This is a genomic window from Campylobacter sp. 2018MI01 (assembly GCF_018501205.1).
Taxonomy (GTDB): domain Bacteria; phylum Campylobacterota; class Campylobacteria; order Campylobacterales; family Campylobacteraceae; genus Campylobacter_E.
On sequence record NZ_JAHCZE010000049.1, the window covers coordinates 1 to 12,831 of the forward strand.

At 29.7% G+C, this 12,831-nt stretch carries 13 protein-coding genes; 3 read left to right on the plus strand and 10 right to left on the minus strand.

Features of this window, described 5'->3' with window-relative positions; translation table 11 throughout:
* Window positions 1-239: 239 nt before the first annotated feature.
* From KJQ97_RS07315 to napA, 10 genes are all read right to left on the minus strand, one after another.
* Window positions 240-554 (minus strand): hypothetical protein, encoded by a 315-nt coding sequence (locus KJQ97_RS07315; RefSeq protein ID WP_214120420.1) that lies wholly within the window; start codon window positions 552-554, stop codon window positions 240-242.
* A 180-nt stretch (window positions 555-734) separates the two neighbouring features.
* Entirely contained in the window at window positions 735-1,112 is a 378-nt protein-coding gene (locus tag KJQ97_RS07320; protein ID WP_214120421.1) for an NINE protein, read from the minus strand.
* A 180-nt stretch (window positions 1,113-1,292) separates the two neighbouring features.
* On the minus strand, window positions 1,293-1,451 hold the full coding sequence (locus KJQ97_RS07325; RefSeq protein WP_214118306.1) for a CstA-like transporter-associated (seleno)protein: 159 nt from the start codon (window positions 1,449-1,451) through the stop codon (window positions 1,293-1,295).
* Complete coding sequence (locus tag KJQ97_RS07330; protein ID WP_214118304.1) at window positions 1,432-3,516, minus strand: carbon starvation CstA family protein; 2,085 nt, start codon at window positions 3,514-3,516, stop codon at window positions 1,432-1,434. The genes KJQ97_RS07325 and KJQ97_RS07330 overlap by 20 nt, the downstream gene beginning before the upstream one ends.
* A 133-nt stretch (window positions 3,517-3,649) precedes the next feature.
* A complete protein-coding gene (locus KJQ97_RS07335) occupies window positions 3,650-3,961 on the minus strand; it encodes a chaperone NapD (RefSeq protein ID WP_214118302.1) in 312 nt (103 codons plus the stop codon).
* On the minus strand, window positions 3,961-4,788 hold the full coding sequence (locus tag KJQ97_RS07340; RefSeq protein WP_214120422.1) for a WD40 repeat domain-containing protein: 828 nt from the start codon (window positions 4,786-4,788) through the stop codon (window positions 3,961-3,963). The genes KJQ97_RS07335 and KJQ97_RS07340 overlap by 1 nt, the downstream gene beginning before the upstream one ends.
* Window positions 4,785-5,306, minus strand: coding sequence for a nitrate reductase cytochrome c-type subunit (locus KJQ97_RS07345; RefSeq protein WP_214118292.1), 522 nt, complete (start codon window positions 5,304-5,306; stop codon window positions 4,785-4,787). Before KJQ97_RS07345 ends, KJQ97_RS07340 begins: the two co-directional genes overlap by 4 nt.
* On the minus strand, window positions 5,303-6,106 hold the full coding sequence (gene napH, locus KJQ97_RS07350; RefSeq protein ID WP_214120423.1) for a quinol dehydrogenase ferredoxin subunit NapH: 804 nt from the start codon (window positions 6,104-6,106) through the stop codon (window positions 5,303-5,305). Before napH ends, KJQ97_RS07345 begins: the two co-directional genes overlap by 4 nt.
* The gene (gene napG, locus KJQ97_RS07355) at window positions 6,106-6,858 is read right to left on the minus strand and encodes a ferredoxin-type protein NapG (RefSeq protein ID WP_214118289.1); all 753 of its coding nucleotides are present in this window, start codon (window positions 6,856-6,858) and stop codon (window positions 6,106-6,108) included. The genes napH and napG overlap by 1 nt, the downstream gene beginning before the upstream one ends.
* 5 nt (window positions 6,859-6,863) lie before the next feature.
* Window positions 6,864-9,635: a periplasmic nitrate reductase subunit alpha gene (gene napA, locus KJQ97_RS07360; protein ID WP_214120424.1), complete on the minus strand. Its 2,772-nt coding sequence runs from the start codon at window positions 9,633-9,635 to the stop codon at window positions 6,864-6,866.
* Between the two features lie 276 nt (window positions 9,636-9,911).
* Between napA and nrfH the strand changes: the two genes are divergently transcribed.
* From nrfH to KJQ97_RS07375, 3 genes are all read left to right on the plus strand, one after another.
* Window positions 9,912-10,379, plus strand: coding sequence for a cytochrome c nitrite reductase small subunit (nrfH, locus tag KJQ97_RS07365; protein WP_214118286.1), 468 nt, complete (start codon window positions 9,912-9,914; stop codon window positions 10,377-10,379).
* Between the two features lie 11 nt (window positions 10,380-10,390).
* Window positions 10,391-12,070 carry an ammonia-forming cytochrome c nitrite reductase subunit c552 gene (locus KJQ97_RS07370; protein WP_214120425.1) on the plus strand — a complete coding sequence of 560 codons (1,680 nt, stop codon included), beginning with the start codon at window positions 10,391-10,393 and terminating at the stop codon, window positions 12,068-12,070.
* Window positions 12,071-12,254: 184 nt separating this feature from the next.
* A complete protein-coding gene (locus KJQ97_RS07375; protein ID WP_214120426.1) occupies window positions 12,255-12,797 on the plus strand; it encodes a hypothetical protein in 543 nt (180 codons plus the stop codon).
* Window positions 12,798-12,831 lie beyond the last annotated feature (34 nt).

Here is a 12,831-nt window from a genome sequence, read left to right on the forward strand (position 1 = left end):
TAACTAGCCTAATAATGATTTATATAGCTTATGATTTATTAAAAATTTTAATCAATTAGCCGTAAAATAGCTTTTTCGTTATTATTTTACGCTTTCTAATTTTAACTTCTTGATGATTTTAAATTCTAGTATTTAAAAAATTAGTCTAATCATAATTTTAATTTTTATTTATACATTAAGCTTTGTTATAAAAATAACAGAGCTTAATGTTTTTATAACTTTAAGATAAAAATATTAAATCAGTTTTGTGTTTTATTTTTATTCTTAGCTTTTTGCACAAAATATAATGCTATTAACGCTATTACAAATCCTAAGATAAAAGTTAAACCATAAGAAGCATATAGTTCTAATGCCAAACGCTCTTGCGATATAAATTTATCAAATTCCCCTACACTTTTTACTAAGTTAATTGTTGCTTCAATATTTTTCAACGAGTTATAAGGATTATTAGGATTCTTTAAATACAACATAAAAGCAAATACCTTAGTGCTAAATAAACTAGCAGCTATTAAACCTACAATAACACCAATACCGATATTTTTCTTTTTTTTCATTTTTTCCTTTAATTTTATTTTCTTTATTTTTAATTTTAAAATGGATTAAAGGCAAAATATAGGCAAAATAACTTTGCAATATTTAATCTTACAAATTATTTAGCTTTTAATAATTCTGTTCTTTGCTATTATCTTTTGCACTAATTTTGCCGTTATTTGGTATTGAAAACCAATTATTACTTAGCCTATAGCTTGTAAAATTTTTTGATAATTACTTTGTTGAATTGCTTTATATACAAAATAAATATCTATTAAAACATAAATATATAAAGCCCATAAAATAAATAGCCCTATAAAAAGAAATACACTAATTAAGCCTATTAAAAATATTCCTAATTTTAAAAAACCTAAAGACCTATTGCCTTGATAAAACCTATCAATACCTAATATCCCGAAGAAAAACCCTAAATTCATTGCCAATATAGGGTGTTTGTAATTAATACAAGAAAGATTTTTAAATTTTTCTTCACTTAAGCTGTCAAGTTTATTACTTAGCATAAACTTTTGCTCGCTTGATATTTTATTATCAAGCAACATTAAATAAGAACTTTTGTCCATAATGACTCCTTTGATTAAATAAAAGAGCTATTGTAATACCCCCCCCCCCGCTAACAAGAAGTTAATGGATTAAAATTATTTAATAATTATTCAAGATTTTTAAAAATAAAATTATAAAAAAAGATAAAAATATTTGCTAATAAAGATAATTTGTATTAGCTAACTAGCTACTTAAATTTATCAGCATTTTGTTTTACGCTTGCTTGTTTGCTCTATGAAAAACTCCTTTTTAGTTAAAGGAGTTTTATCAGGGTGCATTTTCTTAAAATGCTCTAAATATTTTTCATAATCAGGTGCTCCAAGCATTGCGTAAAAAAACTCACGAAGCTGCTTTTTCATAAACCACTTCTTTAAGTGGAATGCTAAACCTATTAGAATAACTTTCTTTCCAAATTAGAACGAATTTAATTCCAACTATTATGGTAACTAATAAGAAGAAAATCGTTAAAATAGCATTTACTACATTAGAATGTGCTACTTGTTTAGCTTTATTAAATTCTTTTAAAGTCGCTTCACTATTATCTCCTGCATTAATTTTTACTAATAGTTCATCAGCTTTAGCAAAATTAATTTGAGCTGTTGCTACGTGAGAAATTGAGTTTGCGATTTTACTTTCACTTTGTGGTAATACCTTTGCAATACCTGCTGTAAATGTAGTTGAGATTACAAAAAGCGCAGGTAAAACAATAGCTAAGATATACTTTCTTTTTCCCATTTTAATAAATACAGAGCCACATAAAAACATAGCAACTACTGCTAAAAGTTGATTTGATACGCCAAAAAGCGACCAAAGTGAATAAATTCCGCCAAGTGGGTCAATCGCACCACCATATAAAAACCAGCCCCATCCAGCAACACAAATTAAAGTAGCGAATATATTTGCTCCTAAATTACTTGTGTTTGCAAGTGGCTTATAAACATTTCCTAACATATCTTGAACCATAAATCTACAAGTTCTAGTTCCCGCATCAACTGCTGTTAAGATAAATAATGCTTCAAATAAAATAGCGAAGTGATACCAAAATGCCATCATTTCCTTTCCACCGATTAGCTCGTGAATAATTAATGATAAGCCTATTGCAAATGTAGGTGCTCCACCTGTTCTACTTAATATAGTGCTCTCACCTATATCATTAGCAAGTGTTTGAATATCAGCAGGAGTTACGCTAAATCCCCAAGCACTAATAGCTGCACTCGCACTCTCAAGTGTCGTGCCTATAATTGCTGGTGCTGAATTTATTGCAAAATATACTCCAGGTTGAAGTATGCAAGCAGCAATTAAAGCCATAATAGCAACCGCACTCTCCATTAGCATTGAACCATAGCCTACCATTTTTGCTTGTGTTTCATTTTCTAGCATTTTTGGGCTTGTTCCACTAGAAATTAATGCGTGAAAGCCTGAAATCGCCCCACAAGCAATATTTATAAATAAAAATGGAAATAATCCACCTGCAAACACAGGGCCTGTGCCATCTATAAAATGTGTAACTTTTGCCATTTTAATTTCAGGAGAAACTAAAACAACACAAATAGCCATTATCAAAATTACACCGATTTTTAAAAATGTTGAAAGATAATCTCTTGGTGCAAGTAAAAACCAAACTGGTAAAATCGCAGCTATCATTCCATAGCCCATCATTATAAAGCTAAGTTCAAGAACGCTAAAATCAAAATGTCTTGCTAAATCAGGGTCGTTTGATACAACTTTTCCTAAATATAAAGCTATCATAAGTAAAACAAAGCCAATTATACTAGCTTCTCCGACTGCACCTGGGCGAATAAATCTCATATAAATTCCCATAAAAATAGCAATAGGAATTGTTGAAGCTATTGTAAATGTCCCCCAAGGAGAATGTGCTAAAGCTTTTACAACAACCATAGCTAAAATAGCAATGATAATTAGCATAATAAGAAAAATTCCTATCATAGAAACAACACCAACGAAATTCCCCATCTCGTCTTTAATCATTTCGCCAAGACTTTTTCCACCGCGTCTGCTTGATACAAAAAGCACAACAAAATCATGCACGCTACCAACCAAAACACCACCAATTAATATCCATAATACACTAGGCAAATATCCCATTTGAGCTGCTAGGATTGGTCCAACAAGTGGTCCTGCACCTGCAATTGCAGCAAAGTGATGGCCAAATAAAACATATTTGTTTGTAGGAACAAAGTCTTTTCCATCATTAAGTGCTACAGCAGGAGTAATCTTAGTAGCATCAACGCCGCAAAGCTTAGTTTCTATAAACAAAGCATAAAATCTATAGCCGATTGTATAAATACAAACAGCAGCTACAACTATCCAAGCAGCATTTATTGTTTCGCCATTATTTAAAGCAATAACGCCCATACAAAATGCTCCAAGAATAGCAACAACTATCCATAAAAGCTTATTCATAGCTTCTCCTTAAAAATAAATTAATTTTTTAATCTAATTAAAAATGTGAGTAAGTATTATAATCTAAAATTATAATACTTATAAGAATTTTATATTAAAAGATAAAAATATAAAAAAATTACGAGTTAAATTATTAATATTTATTATAAATGTTTCCATAATACTCAATATTCTCTGCATTGCCTAAAGCATTTACTTTATCTGCTATTTTTTGAGCGTTAATTTCTAAATCAAATTCACTAGCTTCACTAAAAGCCATATTAACATCTATAACACTATCTAATCGCTTAATGGCATTAAAAGTTGCTAAAGTATTGTCAAAATCACTAGCTTCAATTAAAACGATAAACTTTTTATCAATTACTTGTTCTATGTTGGCATCTTTTATATTTTTTATTTCGTTTTCAAATTCTTCATTTGCAATAACTACTAAAGATGAAATCATTAAAAATCCTTTTTGTATAAAATTTTTGAATAAGCATTGAGCTTTAATGTATTTTTATCAAATAATATTGAATTAAGATATAAATTACGTATATTTATTTTATCCTTACCTATACAAATATTATTTTCTAAATCGCAAGAATAAGCAAAGTTTAAATTATCACTTAAAGCGCAATTATAAACTAAATTATCACTTTCTATATTAGTAATTTCATTTAATTTATCATCATTAATTATAACTTTTCTATCAGTTGAGCAAGAAATAATATTATCTTTTTTATAATCTACATTATAAATATTATCTTTATGAACTTCCTTGCTTATAAAATCATTAGAATTTAAATCATAAACAACTATTTTTCCACTTTCAAATCCTAAAGCAATTTTTGCCTTTTCTTTATTAATACTTGCAGCATTTATGCTTGCATTTGAAAAATGAACTTTTTTTATTAAGTTAAATGATAAATCTCTTATGATTAGTTCGCTTCCTAAAGAAGTAAGAATTATTTTATCTTTGTATAAAAATGCCTTATTAATATCGCTTGAGATTTTAAATTTCAATAATTTATTATCTTTATAAATGTTTAAAGTCTTTAATCCATCTTTTGAACTAATTGCTAAAATGCTACTATCGTAATCATCAATAAAAATAATATTATCATCAAGGCTTAAAACCTTATCATTATTTTTATAAATATCATTGCCACACGCTACAAATTCATTATTGATATAGTTTATATAACAATCATATTCTAAATATTCTAATTCATTTAGGTTTAGCTCACTTGCTAAACCTAAACTAGCTATAAATAATAGCAATTTTTTCACTTTAATCCTTCATTTATTACATCAAGTAAATTTGAACGATGTTTGCCTAATTCATCATTTCTAAAATCAGGCTTAAATGTGTTTTTGATTCCACTATCAATATTTGCTTGTGGTGCGTGGCATTGAACGCAGTTATATCTTGCTTGAGATATAGAATCAAGTTTTTTCTCATTTCTTAAATCATAATAATGGCTTGCTGGCATAGGAGTTGCTTCTTCAATACTAAGCTTTACACGCTCATTATCAGCACCTAAATCATGACAGCTAAGACACATATTATTATCTTGAGTAATTGGTAAAAAATCTTCTACATTGTGTGGAATTTGTGGTGGAGCATTTAAATAAGCTCTTTCAAAACGCTCTGCTTCTCCAGCTTCTTTTTCAGAGTATGTAAAATTCTTGATTTCTAATTTTGTTTCATCGTTTAGTGAATGTTTTCTTAAACCAATTTCAGTATCACTCACACTAGCAGCAATCAACAAACTACTAGCAGCTAAACTTAAAAATATTTTTTTCATTTTTTTCCTTTCAAAAAATTAATTAAATTAAAATTAAGTGCATCATCATCGCATACTTCAATACATCTAGCACACTTAATGCACTCACTATTGCTAACATTACCACTATATTTTGTAATAAGTGATAATACTTGAGCTTCTGGACAAATCATTTTGCATTTCATACATTTAGTGCATTTATTTAAATCATAACTTACTTTTAACATAGTAAATTTTGAAATTAAACTATAAAAAGCACCTAATGGACAAAGATGCGAACAAACTAAATTCCTTTGCACAAATAAATCAAGTAAAAATATAATAATTGCAACAAATATAGCCGAAGTTTGCATAAAAATTATTCCCCTAGTAATTATTCCTATATGAGAATACTTTTCAAATATTGGCTCATTTGCTATCAAACACAAAATCAAAATACTAAATAATATAAAATATCTAGTGTTTTGTTTAAAATTAGTCAGCTTAGAGCTTTTAAAACTTGTGTTTTGCTTGATAAAATCTGCTAAATTTGTAATCAAATTAACAGGACAAACAAAAGAACAAAATGCGCGACCCAAAAACAAAGCATAAATAATAAAAACTAAAAATGCAGATATAAATAATCCCACATTAAGAGTAAAAGTTGCTAAAAATATTTGCAAATACGCAAAAGGGTCGCTTAAGCTAATACTATTAAATAATAGCGAAGAGCTAAGATTTCCTTTTAAAATAAAATCAGCACTAGGTAATATAAATAAAGCTAAAAGTCCTAATTGGATAAATCTTCTTAAAATCAAATATTTATTTTTTAATATCTTCATTAAAATTCTCCATCATTTAGGTAATTTATAGCTTTTTTCTCATCGTGTTTTTTGCTAGTATCTATGTGTTTTAATCTTTCATCATCACCACTAACCCAGCCTTTAACATAATTATCATTTCTCTCACCCAATATAAAACTAGTAGGCAAAATAACAATAGCTGGCTTTTTAGTAATACAAACTTTTTCGCATAAACCACAACCCACACAATAATCATAATCAACCTTAGGCACTAACATTGCATGTTTTTTAGTTCGCTCATTTCTTTTATATTCAAGCTTTAAAGCTTTATCTATAAAAGGACACGCCCTATAGCAAGCATCACATTGAATTCCAAAATGAGCTACACAAGAGCTTTCATCTACTATTGCACGACCAATATTTACTAAAGAAATTTTATTAATACTTTTATCTAGCGCATCTGTCGGACAAGCCTTAATACAAGGCAAATCATCGCATAAATAGCAAGGAATTTCATTTGCACTAAATTTAGGAGTTCCTAAACTAGCAAATTCCCCTATCTTAGCTAAACTTAAAGTATTATAAGGGCAAGCTTTTACACATTTAGCACAACGAATGCAATTAGCCAAAAAATGTTTTTCACTAACAACTCCTGGTGGGCGTAGAAAAAAACTCTTTTTAAGTTCAATTTTGCTTTCACTTTTTGGTGTATCGTTTAGTTTGAATATGCTAAAAGTTCCAACACCAACTGCTAAAATCTTTATAGTATTTGTAAAAAATTGCCTTCTCATAAATATTACGCCTTAGTTATTTTTACTGCACACTTTTTAAAATCAGTTTGTTTTGAAATTGGACAAGTTGCATCTAATGTAACTTTATTAATATAAACATTCTCATCAAACCAAGGAACATAAACAAGACCTCTTGGTGGTTTATTTCTTCCACGCATATCAATACGAGCTTTAACTTTTCCACGGCGAGATTCTATCCATACTAATTCTCTTTGCTCAACTCCTAAAGCTTTAGCATCTTCTGGATGAATATAGCACATAGCTTCAGGAACTGCACGGAATAATTCAGGAACTCTCATTGTCATTGTTCCACTATGCCAATGCTCTAAAACCCTACCAGTGCATAACCAGAATGGATATTCTTCAGATGGTCTTTCAGGTGCTTTCATAAATGGCCTAAAGAAAATCTTAGCTTTATTTGTAATTGCTGTTGCTTCTTCGCTTGTTGGTTTTACTAAATCACCACTTTTAATTGATTTATCAAAATCCCCATAGAATGCAAAATCACCTTCAGGATTTGCTTTTTTAGCATATACATCGTATTTTGTATTAAATCTCCATTGAGTTTCTTTACCATCAACAACAGGCCATCTTAAGCCCCTTACCTTATGATAAGTTTCAAAACTAGCTAAATCGTGTCCGTGACCAGCTCCGAATTTTCTATATTCTTCCCATAAATATTTTTGAATAAAGAAATTATAGCCTTTAAATACATTGCCATCACTACCTTTTACATTTCTACTATCGCCTTTAACTTCGCTATTTAACCAATCTTTTAAGCTTTCACTATCATCTAATGAAATTTCTTTACATTCTTTATTAGCAAATAAAACATCGTATAAAGTATCATCTTCTTTATATCCCATTTCTTTAGCTTTTTCTAATACGCTTGGTAATGTTGTCTTTTCATCAATTTTTACTTCATTCCAAACTTCGCTTAATTTAAAGCGTTTGCTAAGCTCTAATAATTGCCATAAATCACTCATAGCTTCGCCAACTGGCAATACTTGTTGTTTCCAATGTTGAGTTCTTCTTTCTGCGTTTCCGTAAGCTCCCCATTTTTCATAAATCATAGCTGTAGGTAAAATTAAATCCGCAACTTTTGCACTAATTCCAGGATAGCAATCACTTACTACTATAAAATTATCTTTTTCTCTAGCAGCTTTTATCCAGTGATTTGCATTTGCAGTATTTTGCCAAGGATTATTTACCATAACCCATGCGAATTTTTGTTTTCCATCTTCAAGATTTCTCATCATTTGCATAAAGTGATTTCCTTGAACACCATTAATTGTTCCTTCAGGAACTTTCCAAAGCTCTTCACTTTTAGCTCTATGTTTAGGATTTGCTACAACCCAATCAGCAGGTAAGCGGTGTGCGAAAGTTCCAACTTCTCTTGCTGTTCCACAAGCACTTGGCTGACCTGTTAAAGAGAATGCTCCATCACCTGGTTTTGCTTGTTTTCCTACTAATAAATGCACAGTATATGCAAGTTCATTTACCCAACTACCACGAGTATGTTGGTTAAAGCCCATAGTCCAAAAGCTTACTACCTTTCTGCTTTTTTCAATATATAAATCAGCTAATGCTTTTAATTTTTTCTTAAATTCTTCTATATCTTCATCAGGATTTCCTTTAGCTACGCTTGCAACATAATCTAATGTATAAGGTTCAAGTGCTTTTTTGAAATCTTCAAATTGAATTTGCCAGTTAAGTGCTGCTTGAGCTTGATGTTTCATTTCAAATTTTTCGCCATCTTTTACACCTAAATGACTTAATGCTATTGCTTCATCTTTATCTAAAGTGATTGCATTTTCTTTAGCTACGGTATCTTTTTCAGCTTCGCTAAAGCTTGGATGATTTGGATTATTTCTCATTCCATATCCAATATCAGCAAATCCTGTTGTAAATACACAATGATTTTTTACAAATTCCCAATCAATTGCTTTTGGATTGTTATATACAATTTCTCTAGCAATATAATTCCATATTGCAATATCAGAACTTGGAGTAAATATAAGTTCCATATCAGCAATGTCGCTAGTTCTTGTTGTATAGGTTGAAAGATTTACAATTTTTACTTTTTCAGGGTCTCTTAATTTTCTATCACTTACACGGCTCCATAAAATTGGGTGCATTTCAGCCATATTTGAACCCCAACAAATAATAGTATCAGTAAGTTCAATATCATCATAGCAACCTGCAGGCTCATCAATACCAAATGTTTGCATAAAACCAATAACAGCACTTGCCATACAATGTCTAGCATTTGGGTCTATATTATTGCTTCTAAAACCAGCTTTAAATAATTTTGAAGCAGCATATCCTTCTTGAATAGTATGCTGACCACTTGCAAACATTCCTATACCATTTACACCTTGTTCTTTTAAAGCTTTTTTCATATGTTTTTCCATCTCATCAAAAGCTCTTTTCCAAGATACTGGAGCAAATTTTCCGTTCTTATCAAATTCGCCCTTAGCATTTACTCTTAATAAAGGCGTTACAAGCCTGTCTTCTCCATACATAATTTTTGCATTAAAATATCCTTTAATACAATTTAAACCACGATTTACAGGTGCTTCAGGGTCGCCCTTAGTAGCTACAATTTTGCCATTTTTAGTAGCAACCATAATACCACAGCCAGTTCCACAAAATCTACAAACTGCTTTATCCCAAGTCCATTCACTTGTTTCGTCTTTTGCTAAGGCAATACTAGGATTTATGCAAGCTGCTGCACTTGCAACTGCTGTGCTCTTTAAAAAATCTCGTCTTTGCATTTATTCTCCTTATAATAATGTAAAAATAGATTAGATTATTTGCTTTAAAATCTTATTGATTAAGATTAATATTTTTTTTAAAGTAAAGCACATAAATATTATCAACATTAAATTAACTTAAAATTCTTAATTCAATAAAAATTGAAAAAACATTCATAAAATAATATAAAATATTTAAAAATTAAATTAAATTTAAAAAAATATATTAATTACCATCAATTATTTTTAAGCTTTTTTATATTAAAGTAGTGTTTCAAATTTTCACAAGGTGTATAAATGAAAAAACCAACAAACAAACTTTTATTAGCCCTTTGCATAGTAATTGGGATTTTTATTGGTGGTGGAATTTATACTTTTATAATAGCAGATGGCTTTTTAATGATGACTTCTAAACCTGAAGCCTGTAGCAAATGTCATATTATGACAGATGTTTATGATAGCTGGGCAAAAGGTGAGCATTCAAGCAATGCAGGTTGCGTAGATTGTCATTTACCTCAAGGTGATGTGGTAGCTTATTGGACTAAAAAAGCTTATCACGGATTAAAACACGGCTATTATTTTACAGTAGGAGGAAATCCACCTAATTTAGAACCTACCGAAATGACACACGAAGATGTTAATCGCAATTGTGCGACTTGTCATAAAGACTACGCACATAATGCAATCAATGCAACGACAAAATTAAATAGCGAGCCACTTGATTGCCTTAGCTGTCATAGAACAATAGGTCATTTACATAATTAAAAGGAGAAAATATGTCAAAATCAGTTTATGTTGCGGCTATTGTGGTAGCTGCTTTAGGTGGTGCAGGCTTATTTGCACTTAATACAAACATTGCAGAACATAAAGGTGAAAGTAAAACTCAACCATTAAAAACTTTTGAAATTAGTGATGAAGAACCAGATTTTGCAAAATGGGGTAGAAATTTCCCAGCTCAATTAGATGGTTATTTACAAATGAAAGATGAATATATTGAAACACCATTTGGCGGAAGCTTACCTTATAGTAAGATTATTCGCTGGCCGGCTGCGACAACATTTTGGAATGGATATGCTTTTGCGGTTGATTATTCTAAACCAAGAACTCACTATTACTCACAAATTGACCAAATGGAAACAAAAAGAAACAATAAAGAATATCTAAATGCTCACGGATTACCTGCATTTAAAGGTCAGCCTGGTGCTTGTGTAAATTGCCATACTGGATTTTTAACTGCTATTTATAAAAGTGATAAATTAAGCCCAAGTTTTATGCTAGGTAAAACTGAAGTAATGGGTGCAAAGAAAATGGGATTTTTTGACGCATTTGGTGAAAAAGGCGAAGCTATGAAAGAAGCTTGGACAAATATGAATAAAATGCCTTATTTTGATGTTATGAAAAAAGTAGAAGAAAAATACGGAGATGGAATTCACGGCTCTCATATGGGATCAACCTGTGCAGATTGTCATAACCCAGATGATATGAGTCTTCGTGTAACTCGCCCTGCTTTTGTTAATGCTATGGTTTTAAGAGGCTATGAAGCAGACGCTAAAAGTGGTATCAAAGCTAGTAGAAAAGAAATGAGAAATTATGTTTGTATGCAATGCCACGTTGAGTATTATTTTGAAGGTAAAGATAGCACTTTAACATTCCCATGGACAAAATGGAAAAAAGATGAAGCATTTAAAATAGAGAATTTTGATGAATACTATGATGAAAAATTTGCAAATGGTGAATTCCCATATGATTACATTCAAAAAGATACAAAAACAAAAATAATTAAAATGCAACACCCAGAAGCTGAAATGTATTCAAGCTCTTTACATTATAGAAGTGGTGTAACTTGTGCAGATTGTCATATGCCATACAAAAGAGATGGAGCAAACAAAGTAACTAATCACAATATACTATCTCCATTAGCTGATATAAATGCAGCTTGTAAAACTTGCCATCCACAAAGCGAACAAGTATTAAAAGATAGAATTAGCTTTATTCAAAATCGCCACGCTTATGAGCTTAGAGGTTGTGAAAATAACTTATTAGCATTAATTGCTGATATAAAAACAGCTCGTGAAGAATTAGCAAAACTTCCTGAATTTGCAAATCTTGAAGATAAAGCAAGAGATGATGCTATTTCAAAAGTTATAGAAAAAGCACAATATGCTCATAGAAAAGCACATATTAGATGGGACGTATCATTTAGTGAAAATAGCTATGGCTTCCACTCACCACAAGAATTTATGAGAATTATAGGTCAATGTAAAGAAGTAGCTAGAGAAGGACAAGCAGAGTTAGCAAATGCGTTAGCTCCTTATGGAATTAAAATTGAATTAACAAAAACAGCAACAATTCCAGCAGCACCTCTAAAACTAGACCATAAACCACCAACAGGTTCTCTACCAACAGAAGCTATGAAAAAAGTTGATGAGGATGTAAAAAATCTAAACTTTAAATAAAAAATTGCGAGATTTTCTCGCAATTTACTCATTAATTAAAGCCCAATTTTAATAGCATAAAAATTAAAACATTATATAATTGAAAATAAGAATTTAGTTTAAATATATTTTAATTAGTGTTAAAACTAACTAATTTAATTACTAAAATAATGTAATCTTAAATTATCAAAAAAAGGTTTATATTATGCAAAATGATAAAGAAATAATTCTGATAGTAAATCTTAAAAAAAGCTTATTGTTTTCTATATATAAATTACTATTCTTATTACTTCCTAATGTTATTGTATGCTTGTTTATCATTATAATTTTTGCTTGTTCTTTGTATTTTAATGATGGTTATTTGTTGGCATTGTTACTTACTTTTCTTATCTTTCCTCACCATTTTCGTTTTGTGCTTTTTCCACTTATGATAAGAAAAATTATTTGTTATGATAAATATTTTGAAATCATTAGACTTTTTAGTAAAACAAGGATATATTATGATGATTTAAAAGAATATTATTTCGAATATTTAAAAATTAGATTTTCATCACACAAGATTTTGCATCTATCTTATAAAAACAAATTCTTTAGCAGCATTATAAACACCGAATTGCTTAATCCAGAAGATTTAGAAAAATTCATAGAATTATTAAACGCAAAAGGCATTAACAAACAAGTTTCAATCATAGATGATAAAATATTTTATAATGTTTTTAGCATTATAGATAAAATCTTTAAAATTTAAATCTAAGTTATTAAGAGTTTTAAAGGTATTACAG